Origin of the sequence: Halomonas sp. AOP13-D3-9 (assembly GCF_052379125.1) — a bacterium.
Lineage (GTDB): Bacteria > Pseudomonadota > Gammaproteobacteria > Pseudomonadales > Halomonadaceae > Vreelandella.
Map to the genome: position 1 here is coordinate 21,704 of NZ_JBQSYH010000027.1, position 15,940 is coordinate 37,643.

At 56.4% G+C, this 15,940-nt stretch carries 22 protein-coding genes; 20 read left to right on the forward strand and 2 right to left on the reverse strand.

Translation table 11 applies throughout. The features are described 5' to 3' along the window. Positions 1-44: 44 nt before the first annotated feature. Together ACT3UM_RS22670 and ACT3UM_RS22675 are read right to left on the reverse strand one after the other, a co-directional pair. On the reverse strand, positions 45-266 hold the full coding sequence (locus ACT3UM_RS22670) for a hypothetical protein (protein ID WP_008958360.1): 222 nt from the start codon (positions 264-266) through the stop codon (positions 45-47). Between the two features lie 50 nt (positions 267-316). Then, positions 317-826 (reverse strand): hypothetical protein, encoded by a 510-nt coding sequence (locus ACT3UM_RS22675; RefSeq protein ID WP_144815823.1) that lies wholly within the window; start codon positions 824-826, stop codon positions 317-319. Positions 827-1,104: 278 nt separating this feature from the next. On the opposite strand from ACT3UM_RS22675, the gene ACT3UM_RS22680 reads away from it, so the two are divergent. The 20 genes from ACT3UM_RS22680 to ACT3UM_RS22775 all read left to right on the forward strand — a co-directional run bounded on the left by ACT3UM_RS22680 (position 1,105) and on the right by ACT3UM_RS22775 (position 15,926). After that, positions 1,105-1,326 (forward strand): hypothetical protein, encoded by a 222-nt coding sequence (locus tag ACT3UM_RS22680; RefSeq protein ID WP_008958358.1) that lies wholly within the window; start codon positions 1,105-1,107, stop codon positions 1,324-1,326. Then, a complete protein-coding gene (locus tag ACT3UM_RS22685; RefSeq protein WP_008958357.1) occupies positions 1,310-1,633 on the forward strand; it encodes a hypothetical protein in 324 nt (107 codons plus the stop codon). Before ACT3UM_RS22680 ends, ACT3UM_RS22685 begins: the two co-directional genes overlap by 17 nt. A gap of 5 nt (positions 1,634-1,638) precedes the next feature. Beyond that, positions 1,639-2,121: a PH domain-containing protein gene (locus tag ACT3UM_RS22690; RefSeq protein WP_008958356.1), complete on the forward strand. Its 483-nt coding sequence runs from the start codon at positions 1,639-1,641 to the stop codon at positions 2,119-2,121. Positions 2,122-2,128: 7 nt separating this feature from the next. Beyond that, positions 2,129-2,497 carry a hypothetical protein gene (locus ACT3UM_RS22695; protein ID WP_008958355.1) on the forward strand — a complete coding sequence of 123 codons (369 nt, stop codon included), beginning with the start codon at positions 2,129-2,131 and terminating at the stop codon, positions 2,495-2,497. Positions 2,498-2,572: 75 nt separating this feature from the next. Next, on the forward strand, positions 2,573-2,713 hold the full coding sequence (locus ACT3UM_RS22700) for a hypothetical protein (RefSeq protein WP_008958354.1): 141 nt from the start codon (positions 2,573-2,575) through the stop codon (positions 2,711-2,713). Positions 2,714-2,797: 84 nt separating this feature from the next. Continuing rightward, entirely contained in the window at positions 2,798-3,016 is a 219-nt protein-coding gene (locus ACT3UM_RS22705; RefSeq protein WP_008958353.1) for a hypothetical protein, read from the forward strand. 173 nt (positions 3,017-3,189) lie between these two features. Next, a complete protein-coding gene (locus ACT3UM_RS22710) occupies positions 3,190-3,498 on the forward strand; it encodes a hypothetical protein (RefSeq protein WP_139041564.1) in 309 nt (102 codons plus the stop codon). Further along, entirely contained in the window at positions 3,495-4,103 is a 609-nt protein-coding gene (locus ACT3UM_RS22715; RefSeq protein ID WP_008958351.1) for a thioredoxin domain-containing protein, read from the forward strand. The genes ACT3UM_RS22710 and ACT3UM_RS22715 overlap by 4 nt, the downstream gene beginning before the upstream one ends. Next, positions 4,103-4,747 carry an OmpA family protein gene (locus ACT3UM_RS22720; protein ID WP_498902295.1) on the forward strand — a complete coding sequence of 215 codons (645 nt, stop codon included), beginning with the start codon at positions 4,103-4,105 and terminating at the stop codon, positions 4,745-4,747. The genes ACT3UM_RS22715 and ACT3UM_RS22720 overlap by 1 nt, the downstream gene beginning before the upstream one ends. Further along, complete coding sequence (locus ACT3UM_RS22725; RefSeq protein ID WP_498902296.1) at positions 4,744-5,529, forward strand: hypothetical protein; 786 nt, start codon at positions 4,744-4,746, stop codon at positions 5,527-5,529. The genes ACT3UM_RS22720 and ACT3UM_RS22725 overlap by 4 nt, the downstream gene beginning before the upstream one ends. A gap of 10 nt (positions 5,530-5,539) precedes the next feature. Continuing rightward, positions 5,540-5,953, forward strand: coding sequence for a lytic transglycosylase domain-containing protein (locus ACT3UM_RS22730; protein ID WP_498902297.1), 414 nt, complete (start codon positions 5,540-5,542; stop codon positions 5,951-5,953). Beyond that, complete coding sequence (locus ACT3UM_RS22735) at positions 5,950-6,318, forward strand: hypothetical protein (RefSeq protein WP_498902298.1); 369 nt, start codon at positions 5,950-5,952, stop codon at positions 6,316-6,318. Before ACT3UM_RS22730 ends, ACT3UM_RS22735 begins: the two co-directional genes overlap by 4 nt. A 26-nt stretch (positions 6,319-6,344) precedes the next feature. Continuing rightward, complete coding sequence (traL, locus tag ACT3UM_RS22740; protein WP_342583322.1) at positions 6,345-6,638, forward strand: type IV conjugative transfer system protein TraL; 294 nt, start codon at positions 6,345-6,347, stop codon at positions 6,636-6,638. Continuing rightward, positions 6,638-7,195, forward strand: coding sequence for a TraE/TraK family type IV conjugative transfer system protein (locus ACT3UM_RS22745; RefSeq protein ID WP_498902299.1), 558 nt, complete (start codon positions 6,638-6,640; stop codon positions 7,193-7,195). Before traL ends, ACT3UM_RS22745 begins: the two co-directional genes overlap by 1 nt. After that, a complete protein-coding gene (locus ACT3UM_RS22750) occupies positions 7,192-7,884 on the forward strand; it encodes a hypothetical protein (RefSeq protein ID WP_498902300.1) in 693 nt (230 codons plus the stop codon). The genes ACT3UM_RS22745 and ACT3UM_RS22750 overlap by 4 nt, the downstream gene beginning before the upstream one ends. 229 nt (positions 7,885-8,113) lie before the next feature. Beyond that, positions 8,114-9,364, forward strand: coding sequence for a TrbI/VirB10 family protein (locus ACT3UM_RS22755; RefSeq protein WP_498902301.1), 1,251 nt, complete (start codon positions 8,114-8,116; stop codon positions 9,362-9,364). Between the two features lie 4 nt (positions 9,365-9,368). Beyond that, positions 9,369-9,866 (forward strand): TraV family lipoprotein, encoded by a 498-nt coding sequence (locus ACT3UM_RS22760; RefSeq protein ID WP_498902302.1) that lies wholly within the window; start codon positions 9,369-9,371, stop codon positions 9,864-9,866. A 1-nt stretch (position 9,867) separates the two neighbouring features. Then, the gene (locus ACT3UM_RS22765) at positions 9,868-12,480 is read left to right on the forward strand and encodes a TraG/VirB4 family ATPase (protein ID WP_498902303.1); all 2,613 of its coding nucleotides are present in this window, start codon (positions 9,868-9,870) and stop codon (positions 12,478-12,480) included. Between the two features lie 9 nt (positions 12,481-12,489). Beyond that, positions 12,490-13,272, forward strand: coding sequence for a M48 family metallopeptidase (locus tag ACT3UM_RS22770; protein WP_498902304.1), 783 nt, complete (start codon positions 12,490-12,492; stop codon positions 13,270-13,272). Further along, entirely contained in the window at positions 13,269-15,926 is a 2,658-nt protein-coding gene (locus ACT3UM_RS22775; protein ID WP_498902305.1) for an ICP22 family protein, read from the forward strand. The genes ACT3UM_RS22770 and ACT3UM_RS22775 overlap by 4 nt, the downstream gene beginning before the upstream one ends. Positions 15,927-15,940 lie beyond the last annotated feature (14 nt).

Here is a 15,940-nt window from a genome sequence, read left to right on the forward strand (position 1 = left end):
GCTAAGGTTGCTGCCCGATCGCGTACTTGCAGTCTCGCATGGGTTTAACTCGGCATCGTGTCGTTGTCATCGAGCGTTTCAGAGGCCGCGGAGAGGGATGCTTCGGCAAAGGCTGCCGCGTTCTCGCCGACTTCCTCGGGGCTTAATTTACCCCCTCCCTCGCCAAGCAGAATGGCGTGCATGGCGGTCATCGTGAAAACTTCCAGCCTGGTCATGTCCTGCGCAGACTTATTGAACCGCGAGGTGTTGATATTATCGTCAGCCATATTGCCCTCCAAAAGCTGAGCGGCCACTGCTTGAGTGGCCGCTGATCGGATCAGATTCGTTCCCAGTCGCCACCGGCATTCTGGCAGGTAGTGACATTTTGATCACTGTCCTCGGGGCCATCAGTGACAGTAATGTAGTAATCAATGCAGGTGCGGCCTTCACTATCGACATAAGGATCACTCTTGGCGATGTTCTGTTTCATGTTGGCCACGTCCTCGAACCCGACTTCAGGTTCGCCCTGCAACGCGGTGAAAGCACCACGCATCCCCTTATCGACCACGCCTAGTGCGCCAGCGCCAACAGCCCCGTAAGCCGCACCGCTCATACCGGCCTTACCGCCATTAACCAAACCCTGCATGCCCTGCATCTGACTGGCTGACTCGGCTCCCGCTGCGCTGGCGCTACTGTTGTTACGACCGCCTATCACATCGGCCACACCTGTAATCGCGTTGACGGCTGAATTTTGCAACATGCCAGCCCCTTGCGGTGCTGCGCAACCGGCAGCCATAAGCAGCATTGAGGCGGCAGCCAGACCTTTGAGAGTTTGCTTGATAGTCATTTTGATCCCCTTTGTTCCCTTGTTTTGATGGCCTCGGGCAGAATTGCTGCCAAATATATAAATTATACTATACGACAATTTCTACTTCAAACCCTGCGAAGCAATTTCAGACCCAGTATCCTCTGCGCAATCCCGATCCACCGCAAGCGCAGCGCTCCTACATTGTAGCGCAAGGTCGTAGAGGCAAATTTATGGCAATAAGGGCTGGCGCGGCATCAGAATACAACGTTTAAGAAACTAAATTAAAAATGTCGTCTAGTATAGTTAAGGATGTTAATATGAATTCAGATACCCTAATCAAGAACGCGCAAGACGAGCTTTCCCTGCTCTCACGACTGGTCGTAGATCGGGCGACTATGCGCGAAGGCAATGGAAAACTGACGCTGTTAATTGATGAGGAGGGGGCGCGGTTACTGACGATGGAGCGGGTGCGCCAAGAAATTGAGTGCGCCGTAAAGAAAGCGTATGGGCTGGAGGTTGCCTATGAGCGGGCTTCGTAATTCCCGCCAGGCCCGACAGCTAGTTAGGCGTCTTGAGCGTGACTGTGATCTAAAGTGGCCAGGCGGCGCTGACAACGCGGCTTTGCTTCATGACCGCTCTGCGAGTCGCTGGGAACTCCATACGCTTGAAGGCCCTTCGTTACCTGTCATCTCTGGCCCTACCCCCCTTACCCACCTGCTGCGTGATGGATTCGTCCTGATCCGCTGGCCGGATGACAGCATCGAGCTTTTCCACGTTGAATCGGCAGAATCACAACTGAGCCACCGGCTGCAAGAAAACGCGGAGGTGGCCGCAGCCGGGAGTTAAAACCCATGACAAGCAAGACCACCTTTCGAGTCAGTCACCGCGCCCTGTTGGGCCATTGGTTGCTCGTACCCTTGGGGGCAGCGCTGCACTTTGCGCCTCATGCCCCCTTCACCCTCGCTGGTGCCAATGCTCCAGACGCCCTGACGAACATCCTTTCCTGGGCAGGGATGGGGTTAGCCGCTTGGGGATTGCTGAACGTCGCCTATCAGCGTCTTGCCCACGAGTACGCGATAGGCCCCGATCGCGTTATAGAGCGGCACGGCATCATCGCTAGGCGTGTTACACCCCTGTTTATTGACCACATTCGTTCTACCGAAGTGAACCAGACGATTATGGGGCGCTTACTGGGATACGGGACCGTGGAAATGTCGGCGGCAGGCACTGGTACCAGCGAAGCTCGCTTCGATCGTGTGGCCAACCCGATGGAAGTCATGGCTTCAATCGACAATCACCTTAAAAGCCGCATGGCAGGCTCTGGAGAGGAGTAGCAAGCTTATGGACTCACAAGTTTCCGCCCTAGCTGATGTGTTGATTCCAGGGCAAGCTATTGTGTCTACCGATTGCCATCAGTCGCAGGAGCTGCTGCCCCACCGGCAGTTGCTCACGCAGGTATTCCTGAAGGCGATTGACGACCTGAAGAGTAGCAACCTCAAGCACCAGTTTTCAGCAGCAGAGTTTCTTACTGGCCCTGTTGCTGAAGAGTATGTAGGCCACCTCGGGCTGCCTGAGTGGACACCCAAGCTGGCGCTATTGATCCATGCTCAATGTGAGCTTCGTACTTGCCTTGAGATACCTGAGCAGCTGGAGACAACCCTTAGCCAGTATGCACCGCCCGGAGAAGGTGAGCGCCGCACCTCTTTGTGATTTTCCCTGGGCCTCAATAGCTCCCTCCATCACCTTGAAGCCGCAGCGAGTTGTCTGGCTCCTGGCGGGCGACTTGTGGCTATCCTCCCCGGCAGCATGCGCGGCAAGGATTTACTGCCAGGCCGGGAGATGGAATGGACTGCTAGCTATCAGGGCGAGTTCGCCGGGACTGGCGTTAACGTGACCATCCTGGTGGCCGATAAGCCCGACCAGTAAGAAGTAAGCTGGCGCGGTCCATGCGATCGCGCCAGCTTTAGTGTTTGAGTTAGCATCCCGAAAACACATCCTAACGGAAAGGCAATGGATCAAGTACGCGACGAGGCTTACCGCCTGTCACATGAGCTTCACCTAAAGCAGGGCCGCTATCAGCCCTCTCCCTATCGTCCTTGGTCCTCTGAGGATATGGCGTGGCTCGCTGGCGCTGATGATGCCTCGGGGGACTACCCGGCAGCCGTTGATGGGCAAAGCAGCCCTTCGTCTTCACCTCACACGAAAGAAACCCAGCTCACTCTGTTCTGATCTCGCCCCAATAGTCGTTTTCATCTCCCCCTAAGCCTTGGCCTGCGCCAGCAAAGCAACTCGCGCAAAAAAAATTCTCATCTCCTCCGGTTAAGTGTCAGTGGCTGCCCTATCTACCTGCGAGGCCCACCAAGGGCACCTATGAGAGAGCACCGCTGGGAGGCGGAATGGAGATGATGGCGATGCGAGGCAGCACGCTTATTGGCGTAGCTATATTAGTTTGGGTCGCATGGATTGTTCTGGCGACCGATTCATCAGAACGTATTGAGCGTACCTGTCAGCCGGTTCTGTGGTTCGGCAATGTGGCAACCTCTCTCACGCAGCTGACCTTTCCTAAGCAGCAGGAGACGGTTCACGAGACGTTTGAATCAGCCGACTACGCTTGTCGCTTTACCGTGTGGCGCTTGCTGCACGAGGACGCCTGGATCGAAACCCACAAAGGGAACGAATCTAGCGATGAGTCCGGGGAGCGCGAGCAATGATCTCCCCCACCCGCTTGCTAAACCCTATCCGTAAAATTCTCGGTGTCACCGTGACCACCTTGGGGCTCGCTGCTGGCGCGTATGCCGCAAATGATCAACCTGTGGCGCTGGTTGAGTTTGCCAGCTTCGATTGCCCGCACTGCCAGGCCATGGAGCAACACCACCCTTCCATTCAGGCAGCCGTCGAAGCGGCAGGCCTGGAGTACCGCTACGCCCCCCTGCCTTCCCATACCGGCCTTGAGCGAGCATGGAGAGAGCGCGCTTTCTACGCATCACGCTCCATTCCTGGGGTCGCCAATGAGGTACGTAAGGCTTTTCTCGCTGCTGGCGAAACAGGCGTCCCCCTCAAGGACTATGACGATGTGCTGGCGCATCTCCAGCTGTATGTGCCCCAAGTTCGATGGAACGAGTTTGCGGACGATCATATAAGCGATCCCAGCTCTGTCGAAGCGATTGAGCGAGCAGCGAGGCTTGCCGGTCGGGCGGGTCTTCGCGAGTACCCCGCCTTTGTCGCTGTGTCTCTCTCTGACGTGAAGCTATTAAGCCTGTCGGGAGACGTTTCCGAGAAGGCAGAGGCCGTAATTAAGTACCTGGAGAACCTTTAATGACCCCGCGAAACCCTGTCCTTGCTGTCGCGCTGACAGCCGTTCTTGCTGGCTGCGCAGTTCACCCCCCGGCGCAAGAGCACGCACGTACCACGACGCTTCCTGATTCGTACAACACGATGACGAGCCGCTTTGTGGTGATCCCGGCCTATGAGCTTCAAGGGGTCAACGCGACCCGTACCACCAACTGGTTTTACGGCGCGGGCCAGGGGCTTGATCGGTACGCTTCAGGAGGCACCGCCTACGACGAGGCGTATTGGCAGCAGCGCTATGCCTCGATGCCGAATGACTACAAGGACGCCATGAATACGGTGCCTCTGGCGCGCTTCCACTTCGAGTTCGACTCCACAAAGCTGACGCCTGCATCGCAGCGTGAAATGTATTCCTTCTTGGAAGGGGAAGACTTGGCCGGCCGAATCCTCGTAGTTGGTTACACCGACCACATCGGCACCGAGTCGTACAACATCCCACTTTCGCAGCGTCGTGCTGACGCTATCGCAGGACAGCTCCATATGGCTTGGCCAAATGCCCAGTTCCTGACGGAAGGGCATGGCATTTATCCCAAGTTGGTTGACGACACGACTGATGAGGCGCGGGCGGCAAACCGTCGTGCCGAGATTTTTTTCCTGGAGGCAGAACAATGAACGTTTTTATCGCCCACGCCCAAATTCTACGAAAAGAGGAGCCGAAGGAGCGCGGTCGCTCAGGCCTGATGGTGCTCAAGGTTGGTAAGAGCAAGAGAAGCACAGAAGCGCTGATTCAATCAGTGAATCAGATAATTGTCCGCATCCCGAGTCATCTGTCTGATCGCGCAGCCAAGCTTGAAGTTGATTCCTACATCGAGATATTCGGCCATGTGGGTGGCATCGTGCGTCGTGCCCACCACACAGGCGAGCAGCACCTTAGCGCTGAACTGGTGGCCAACAACATCCAGCCGGCTGCGCCGATGATTGAGGGCAACATCGAGAAGCACCTCTTCAATCGCTTTATTGCGATTGGCTTGCTAAGGGGAGTGAAAACCCCCGAAAAGGATGGCCCCCCCTCCACAGCTTACCTTCAGATTGGCCCTGACCGGCCTGACCTGGGCCGCTCATTTCAGCATACAGGCGTGGTGGCCATGGCCTCCTATGGGCGTGTTGTAGACCGTCTTGTCGAGTACGAAGCAGGCACCGCCTTACATGTCGAGGGGCGAGTTACCGGGTTGTTGCGGAAGATCCCCAAGCCAGGTGCAGAAGGCGGCTTTGAGGAGAGTCTTGAGGTCGGCTTGGTGATGGATCGCGTCAGTCCAACTGCCATGGTCGCTGAACGCATGATGACGCCGTTTGATGTGGCCAAGCCTGAAGCTAAGAACGCCCCAGAGGAGTCTAGCAACGATGCTGGCGCTGGGGATGAGGAAGTATCTGCCGTGGCCGAAGAAAAACGCTAGGAGGTGGTCAGTGTTTGCCCTACCTGATTGTGTCCCTGAAATCGCTGATTACTACCAAGTACCCATCGAGATTGTCGCGGCAGTACGTCTTCAAGAGAGCGGCAGCCGAGGGCAATTAGTGGGTCGCATAGGTCCGAACAAGAATGGCACTTACGACCTAGGCGCTATGCAAATCAATACATGGTGGCTCGACCAGGAAACCAACCGGAATTACCTCCAGCAATGGGGAATTACCGAGCGTGAGTTGCTGGAAAATGAGTGTACGAATTTCGCTGTAGGGACGTGGATTCTCTACGACAACATCACGCGCTACGGCGAATGGGAGGCGGCATTGGCCGCTTACAACGCTGGGTCGCCGAATAGTCCGGCAGGCCAGCAATACGCAAACGAAGTCCTCGCGACACTAGGAGATCAGTACCAATGAAAGCTTACACCAAGACCCCTGAAGCTCAAGCCGACACCAAGCTAGGATTATTCGCTGGCCTTCATAAGCGCGTGTCAGCAGTTAAAACACGAGCATCAGAGAAGTATCTTGTCGGGTGTGGAACCCTCTTCCTTTCCCTACCGACATGGGCTCAGGACCAAGATTTCGGTACCTTTCGTGAAAAAATCGAAGAACTGGCAGGTGGTGACTTTGCCATCGGTATCTCGGTGCTTGCCCTAATTATGGGTTGTCTCTTCGGCCTCGCTAAGCAGTCCGTAGCGCCTGCTTTCCTAGGGCTGGGCATTGCGGGCGCATTCGCTGTAGGCCCCTACCTAATCATTCAGATTTTTGAATGGTTCGCTTAAACAACTAGGCGTAGAGGAAACGGATCATGTCACAAGATGCATACCGAATTCCGCAAGACGTTGATGCGCCTATTCCAATCTTTATGTGGGAAATCACCGAGGTGATCGTAGCCATTATGGTGATTGGTGTAGGCCTAATAATGCGGCTCTTCATCCCGAGCATTTTCGTAGCCATTTTTCTCATGATGATGGCTAAGAGGATGCGTGCTGGTCAAAAGCGGGGACAGGTGCAGCACGTTTTGTGGCGGATGGGGCTGAAGCTTGATTCGCTCCTCGGTAAATACGCCCCTCCGCCAATGCGATTGGAGTACATGCGCTGATGAAATACCTCAATGCATTGCGAAATCAGTGGATTGCTGCCAGGGGCTGGATGTTCTGCACCTTGCTCCTGACGGGGCTGCTGATCTATGTCTTGCAGAGCTATGTCCAGCTAAGTGCCAATATGCCAACCCGGCTGGTTCCCTACAACCTCCATCTCATGGATGGGCCGGTGGAGGTGGGAGCCAGTGCTGACTATACCGATGCGAGTTACCTCACCGAGATAGCGATCGCGGATGCTCAGTTACATAGCAACTGGACTCCTCGGAACGTGCAGAAGCAATACGCTCGGTTCCAAAACCGGATGACGCCGGCCCTCTACGCCAAGGTCGGCAACGATCTACAAGCCCGAATTCCAGACTTGGAGAAATCCGAGCGTACCCAAGCATTGTTCGTTGAAGGGACGGAAGCCTTAGACGGCACAGTGCGGGTTTATGGGCGCTTGCGGGCTTGGCATGGCACCGAACAGATTGAAGACGAACCGATTGCTTACCGTGTCCGCTATTCCTTCAGCGGTGGCGTTCCGTATGTCGCTGGTTTCTCTTTGGAGGACGAATGAAAAAGCCCATGATGCAGGGGCTGGCAATGGTGGCGGCGCTAGCCGTCGCCACGTTTGCTGGCGCCAGCGATGATGTCCAGAAGGTGGTTGTATCCACCGATGCTTATAACCGGCTGGTATTCCCAGAGCCGTACTCAACGATTGTTATCCCACCCGAGGCCGAGTTGCGCGACAACCCGGTGCCCACTGATGGCAAACGTGGTCTCCTAATTCGGCCCTCAGACGAAGCCGAGCCGTTCTCAATCTTCATTCAGTTGCGAAGCGGCGAGGCTTTCACGGTGAAGCTAGAGCCGGAAAGCGGCATCGATGCCCAGGTGTTCCGGTATCGAAACGCCCCTGATCTATCTGCAGAGCCCGAAAAGGAAAGCCGGCCCAAGGATCGCTGGATTGCTGACACTATCCTGTCTGCTTTTCAAGGGTCTCGCCCTAGCGGGTTTGAGCCGGCTGGTGCCCCGCCTAGTGCCCGATTGGAAATGCCTAATGGCGGCACGCTCATGCTCACAGCGGAAACCCAGTACCGTGGTTCAGGCCATGTCGTAAATATCTACCGGCTGTCCTCTGATTCGTCCGTTGAGGTCGAGCCACGTGACTTCTACCGCGATGGCGTCGTTGCTGTTTCCCTGGAAGGGGACACAGTAAGTGAGCGTCATCAGCCCCGAATGATCGTCGTGGAGGTTGATCGTGGCTGAAGATAAGAACAACCAGCAACCGAAAGGATCGGGCCAGGACAAGCCTTCTAGGGTGGCCCAGGCCCGAGCTAGGTCAAAGGTAGTCTCTCAGAGCCTGTTGGAGCGAGCGCAGCACCGGAAGTGGCTTCTATATGGTGGTGGGGTCTGTCTAGTCATCTGGCTTGTGGCAACTAACGCTATTAGCTCCCGAGACAGCAGTAGCAACAAAGCGCCCCCTCCCCCGGAATTTATGGACACTACGCCGGACACACGGCATGGCGAGGAAGTCACTATTTCCCGACTGCAGCAACAGTTGAGGGAAGCTCATGAGGAATTGGCAGACCAGCGCCATAACCAAGAGCAGAGGGATGAACGGCTTCAGGAGCAGCTCGAAGAAATGCAGGCTGGCATGGAATCTGAACGCGAAGAAACGCGGGAAACCATGGAGGCGCTGCGAACACGCCTAGCTGATATTTCTAGCGGTTCTGATAGCTCCAGCGAAGTTCGCATTGGCACATCTTCAAACAGAAGTGCTGACGCCAACCGCTCCCCGTCAGACTATCTCCGCCCCCCCCGAGGTGACGACGCTGGCGTGGTACCCCCTCCCCCGGTAGCGCGTCGTGATGGTGACTCTGGCCGTGCCGGTTTACCCCCGAGGCAACAATCGTCTACACAGGGCGGCGTCATTCCTTCACAGCTTCCACAGCTCCAAAAGGAAGAAGGACCGGCTGACCCGATCGTGCTCAATGGCTCAAGTGGTGAGTCCAGCGCTCGGATCTTACGTAATGAAGAAGCCCAGCAGGATGACGACGAAGAGAATCTGGGCCCACCTAAAGCTGGATTCCTCCCCATGGGGTCGTTCTCAGAGGTGGCAATGCTGACTGGAGCTGACTTTGGCGCTGCCGAGCGTACCCGTAACAACCCTCAGCCGGTGCTATTCCGCATTCAGAACGATGCTTTTCTGCCTGGCAGTGCGCGGTATCGCCTCGCTGACTGCTTTGGCATGGGCGGTGGTTACGGAGATTTGTCGAGCGAGCGTGCGCATATCAACGTCTCTCGTATTTCCTGTGTCGATACGCGGACTGGAATGATGCTTGAGTCGCCGATCAATGGCTACATCGTCGACTCGGATGGCCGTCTGGGGCTTCGCGGCAAAGTTGAACGTCGTGCTGGCGCCCTGCTAGGTAAGGCCATGCTTGCTGGCTTCGCAGAAGGCGCCAGCAGTATCGCTTCAACAGCAGCTCAAGGTGCTGAATCGGCTGTCACTGGCAGTGGAGTTGTCACCACCATCGACCCGAATAGTGTCGCCGAGGTTGGCATGTACGGCGGCGCTGGCCGGGCCATGGAGATCCTGGCAGAGCGTTACATCGAAGAGGCTGAATCAATGTTCCCGGTGATCGAGGTTCCATCAGGGCGCCGCGGCACTGTTGTAATTCAGGAAGGCCAGAAGCTCGAATGGGAAGCCTACGAGCTGGCCGACAAGATGCCGAGCGAGGGCTAATACTATGAGCTTGAAGTTGATGATTCCCTTGACCGCGCTGCTGTTCCTCGGCGGCTGTGCCACTGTCCAGCATGATTGTGAGCTTGGAAGCGAGTGTGTCGGTACAGGTGATGTTTATGAAGCTGCGGTGGCAAATAGTGGTTCCTCTGAAACTGTCATGGAGGGCCGCAAGGATGGCTCAGAAGCTGAAGAAGAAAAGATCGAGCAATGGCGACCCTACAGCGGGGGAGGCTTAACCGATATGCCTGTCTACCAGCCAGGCAAACCGGTGCGTATCTGGGTTGCTCCATGGCGCGGTGGTGACGGCATTCTACGATCAGGCGAGTACCTGTATGTGACTCTGCCCGATGAGTGGAGTTATGGCCAGCTGCGTGACGATGGCATTGGGGCAGGCATGATCGGCCCTTCTCCGGGCGTTCAACACATCGCGCCTAGAGGGCAAGAAGACAGCGTGAACCCTTATCGCATTCAGCCGCAAATGCAGATCGTCCCGGAGAATTGATATGAAAATAACCGCGATGACTCGCCTGCGGCACCAAGTTCGCCGCATGATCCAGCAGGGCGCCCCCGATTATGGTGATCGCGCCCTCCCCCTCCAGGCAGCCGAGGCGCTGACTGAACGGGACGATCCAGCGAGCCTGCTCCCTTACATCGACTATGAAGATAACTACTGTGTCAGGGATGATGGTAAACACCCGCAGCTTGGCTTCGGCGTCCAGTTTGCACCATTGATGGTGGCTGGCAAGGACATCGAGGAGCAAATCGAGTCGTTGATCACGCGAGCGCCAGCTGACACCGTTATCCAGTTTGTCGCCCATAGCTCACCGGCCATTGAAGACCGAATTAATACGTGGCAGACACGGCGGCTACGTTACTGCAAAGACCCCATGCTCCAGGAGCTGGTAGAGCGCCGTAGCAAGCACATGCTTGACGCTGCGGCCAGTAACAAGAGCTTGCTGCCGAATGAGCGACTTTATCCAAGGGAGGTGCATTACTTCGCCTTTTTTACCATGACATTTGGCGGCGACCCAGAGCACGCTGAAGAGATCCGCTCATGGCGACACATGTGCGATGAATTCCGGCAGTCGGTGATGGGGACGTTCAGCTCTATGGGCCTGTCCCCTGCCCTTATGAACGAGTTGGGTACCCGGCGTGTACTGCGCCGCATAGCCAACCCACAAATGGTGCCGGGTGAGCTTCAACGTCTGGAGGAGGAAGGTGGGCACTTCGTCGACTCCATCTTCGATAAGCGCACTCGTGTTCGCGTGAAGTCCTCGGGGTCGATCCAGTTTAGCGACACTGATCGGGAGGTAGATGTTGTTCCTTTGACCATCGACACCTACCCGGACTACCTGCGTCTTTACATGACCGGCGACATGCTTGGGGAATTGAAGTCAGCGACCGATCGCATTGCGCCAGCCTACTGGATGTATACCACGATCTATAAGCCGAACACCGAAAAGGCACGCGATGACATCACCATGCGCATGGGCATGATCTCAAAGCAGTGTATGAGTGATTCGGAGTGGTACAAGGGGATGATGCCCCACCTCTTCACACGGCGTAGAGATACCCAGCAGTTGCTCAACGATACTCGCTCAAACTACTGCCCGGTGCGAATGTGGTCGGGGATCAACATCATCACCGAGCCCGAGCGTGCAGCATCTGATGCGGACTATGTTTCCTCCCTATGGCGGAAAGCAGGCTTCAGAGCCTCGCGTGAGCGCTATATCTCATTGCCTATCTGGTTATCGTCCTTGCCGTGGGGCTATAACCCCCGCATGGATAAGCCCACTTCAGGCCTTCAGCGGGCACAGATGGTATCCAGCCTGAACGGCGCCTGCGCCTCGATCTGTCAGGGAGACTGGGGCGGTAACGGGCCGGTGGTGCGCAAAGACCCTCAGGGCAACCCTTATCTCTACGCAAATGGGCTGTTGCTGGTCTCTCGCCGCGGGCAAATGTCGTGCATTGACATCTTCGACTCGGCCACCTCGTACAATTTCTCGGTGATCGCGACCTCTGGTGCGGGTAAGTCATTCCTTGCCAACGAGTTCGTTACCGACATGCGTTGTCGCGATGGTGTGGTCCGAATCATTGACGTGGGGGGCTCCTACAAGGAGCTGTGTGAGCTGCTAGGCGGCCAGGAATTGCGGTTCGATCCGAATCATCCCGTCTCGCTTAACCCGTTCTGGGGTATCAAGGGCAAGCAGCGTTATGAAGATGACGAGGGTGGCAGCGAGATCGCCGAAATGATCCCGGTGCTGAAGGATGCCATTTCTCAGATGGCATTCCCGCTGGGTGAGCCCGACAACTACGAATACCAATTGATCGAAAAAGGCATACTCGAGGCGCACGATAAACACGGCGAGGTCATGGAAACCAAGCATGTCTATCAGTGGCTTGAATCCCGGGCAGACAGCGATCCGGTGGCCAAGAGCATTGCGTTGCAGCTGGAGCCGTATGCGGTGGGTCGCCATGCTGAATGGTTTAATGGTGAGCCCCAGTTGGACCTCTCCAATGAGTTCACTATCCTCGAGCTGGAGGAGCTAAACGTTGACCGTGAGCTGCGCAACGTGGTCATGACCCTCCTGATGGCGCGTACAACGCGGGACATGTATCTGCGCCCACGTAACATCCCGAAAATGATGCTGATCGATGAGGCATGGGATCTGCTCGCGGACCCCAAAAGCGGGAAGTTTATCGAAACGGCATTCCGGCGCATCCGTAAGTATTACGGCAGTGCCGGTTTCATTACCCAGGGCTTCAAGGATACCGACCTTTCGCCGGCCGCTCAGGCTGCCTTCGACAATGCGCCTTGGACGTTTGTGCTCAAGCAGTCGGGGCCCTCGCTCGACTACGCACAGAAAAACGGAAAGCTGGGTGGCGAAGACGAATTCTTATTCGACATGCTGCGCGGTGTGAAGCCCGGTGCCGGATATTCGGAGGTCTTCGTCAAGCACGAGAGCGGCGGTGGTCTTTTCCGCTTCGTTGTCGATCCTTACTCCTACTTCCTATACTCGACCAATCCCAAGGACCAGGCGCGCTTGATGAAGCTCACTTCAGCGGGCTACAGCACGCAGGAGGCCATCCGCATGCTGGCCGAGGGGCAAGGGTAGGCTTGGCTTATGCTGGCGCTTCTGTCTGCTTTGTCGGCCTGTTTCGCTGGGGCGCTTGGTTATACTGTGATGGTGGTATTGCCGGTGGTGGTCTTCGTTGGCTTACCCCTGGAGTTCATGCGTCCCCCTGGTGAGCTTATGGCAGTCACTTGGCTGGCCAAAGCCACCTTCCTAGCTGGTGGGGGCCTAACTGCCCTCGCCTGGCTAGGGCTTAGGCTGGCGCCAGCCAGTTTTCGGATCGGCCGGCTATTCCCAGGGGCTCGTGAGATTGCCGATCGTGTCTGGGTTTACGAGACGCCTGCCCTTCAGGCCTATGCTATGCCGAGCCCTACGGGTGGCGTTGTAATCGTATCCCGGGGCGCCCTCAATCTGCCTCCTGATGAGCTTGAGTGGCTGCTGGCGCACGAGAGGTCACACCTTCGCCGCGGCGATGCGTCTGCGAGCCTTTGCTGGTGGACGCAGCACAGCATTTTGCGGGTGGCTCTTTGGCTGTCGCGGTTGATCTATACAGTTCTGCGTCCCATCCCCCTGATTGGCCTGTTGAGCGGCTTGTACTTCTCTGTGGCGAGCCTGGGGCTCCGCTTGGCATTAGGGCTTTTCAAAGTTATGGATCGCCACTTAGGGCGTCTCATGGAATATCGTGCCGATCGTGACGCAGCGCGTGTTGCCTCGCCAATTGCTGGCTGCCGGCTTCTCAGTAGGCTCTCTACGGGGCTCGAACCGAGTTGGGGGCTTTTCTCGACACATCCGCCGACCTATCGGCGTATCAAGCGCCTGGAGCGTATGACATGAGCTTGATGGGTTACCGCTCGACACTGCTTAGATCCGTTATTGCTTTGACCTTGTTCTACAGCCTCACTGCGATTGCTGTGTTTTATTCTATGGGGCCGGAAACGCTTCAGGAGTGGTTAGCTGGCGCCGGCTTTTGGGTTGAGGGTGACGATGAGATAACCCCCCCGAACGCGGCTTCAGCGGCCACAGAGGTCGTCCTGGCAAGGTCGCGTGTAGTCTGGCCATGGTTAGTCGGTGGAATGGCTGCAGGTACTGTGATCGTTCTACTAATGGTGGGAGTGGGATTAATAACACGTCGACGGCGTGCTAAATCACGCGGTGATTTCCGGGGCATGGATCTCTCAATCACTTATATGCCCAGTCCTGATCCGATTAGCTACAAGCCTGTGAAAGCAGAGCTGGCGGGTAACGTTCCGGCACACCACATGCCGTTAATTAATCAGCTCCTCGGTTACCTCCAGGCGCACCCTGATGCTTATTGCGGAGACGGACACAACACAACGCTGCTCGAGCATCATCTCGGGGTGATTGATGAGGCCTTCGAGTATGAAGGTGCCGACTCACTTCTCCCTCTTGCTGCGGCCGCTCACGATATTGGCAAAACTGTTTCGCATGCGAAACAGGACGGACAGTGGGTGCGCCTTTCCTACCACGATAAACAGAGCGGTCGCTTGTTGGCGAAATTTCCCGCTTGGTGGGCGCTTCCTGAAGATGAACGATCTATCCTTTTACTGGCAGTCAAATATGAGCATTCACCTAACTTGATGCCAGTGACATTCCCAGGGCTTTGCAGTAATGGGATGCGCCGCGCTGTCACCCTCCTCCAGCAGTTGCGAGAAATAGATGGCCTAGCGACACGAGGCGAGAAGCGCAAGGTGCTTGAGACTCTGGATGTTCAAGAGCTTGCGATCGATACATTTTTGCGAGTGGTTCCCCAAGTACCCTATCAGGTGAAAGGCTTGGCGAAGCGTGTCAAAGCAGCTGGCTTCCGCGTTGGTGAGCGTCTTTACCTGTCAGAACATCATGTTCGGGAGACAGCCCTTTCCAAGCTAGATGATGACGTTGCCGCGGCCTTTGGTGGTGACTTTCGAGCCCGAGGTAAGTCGGGGGAGTTTACACAGGTGCTGTTGGGAGCATTGGCCGATCGCGGCTGGCTCATCACTGAAATCGAGGGCTTGCCAGAGGGGAGCGAAACGGCGAAGACCTGGACGTTGCCATCTGACCAAGCGTTATGGCGGGTACGTTCCGGCATAATCGAGTTCAGGGGTATGATCGCGGTAGAGCTGCCAGCGGAACACCAAGGCCTATACCCACGAGAAACCGCTTATGAAGTGACCGTCCTTGGCCCCCAGGGCAAGCACAGTGGTAATGCTGGCGTTGCACCAACAAAAGATAGTGGTAAGCGGGAAGAGCGCATGACCAAGCCTAAAGGTATTCCAGCGTCCGATGTATGTGATGTCAGCCTATTTGCTACGGCGCCAGCTGTAGCAGCACCGAAACCCGGGGGGAATGCTGCACAGAAGGCAGAGCAGCAATCCGACTCAAGCGGTGGGAATGCTGCACAGAAGGCAGAGCAGCAGTCTGGCTCAAGCGGTGGGAATGCTGCACAGGAGAGCGCAGAGGCAGCAAACAACGCCTCCAAGTCCAGCAAAAAATCAGTCAACAAGACTGACATGGCCGGTGCGTGGCTATTGGATGACCCCGCGCCAGCAGGTGGGGATGCTGCACAGGAAGAGGCGCGCCAGTACAGCCCGGGCGGTGGGGATGTTGCACAGAAGGACAATCACGCTCAGAAACCGCAGGCCCTAGCCAAGGCCGATTCAGACGAGCAGACAGATGGTGCTGGCGCCTGGCTGTTGGAAGATGCCCATGACGGCGGTGGGAATGTTGCACGGGACGAGCAGCATGGAAAGAATGACGCCACTTCAGACAAGCCCTACGGAGGCAGCGAAGGCGATTCAGAGGGAGCCTGGCTCTTGGATGATGGCGCTGACCTAGCCGGTGGGAACATTGCACGGGTTGAGCCCCAGGAACCAATCCCGCACAAGGCAGACGGTGGGAATGTTGCACCGATTGTGGAGCAATCCGAATACACGGGCGTATCTGAAGATGGGGGGCAAGTGGCGACAGCCTCAGGCGCAGATAACCATAGTAAAGTTTCGGCTGAGCTGGATGACTGGAGTCCAGAAGTCGAAGACGCACCGAATGATGCTCATATTATCCCTGGCCAGGGGGAGACGGAGCAGGCCGCAGTTGAGCATAAGCCACCAGTAACGCAGCCGGCCGCCGAAGATGGCTCCTGGCTATTAAGTGAAGAGCCGAATAACTCACCTCAACCCGCAGGCCCTGTTGAGGGTAAATCCCAGGGTAGCCCTCAAGCAGCTCCCGCTGATAAGGCTGAAACGGCTACAAGCGTTTCTGAGCAGCTGGAAGCGGCCGCGTCTGGCCAGGATGATGCAGAACCGTCATCACCCATTCAGCGACGACTGAAGAAGCGTGGAGGAGCCGCTGGTCGCCAAGCACGACAGGCCTCGAACAATGTCGCGCCAGCAGATCAAGGTAAACAGGCAGGCCAGGCGAAAACGAGCAAAGGTTCTGGAAAGCCTGGCGGAGCTAAGGCGGAAGTAAGCGGGGTGCCCAAGCTGTTCAGCTAAACAGGCATCACCTT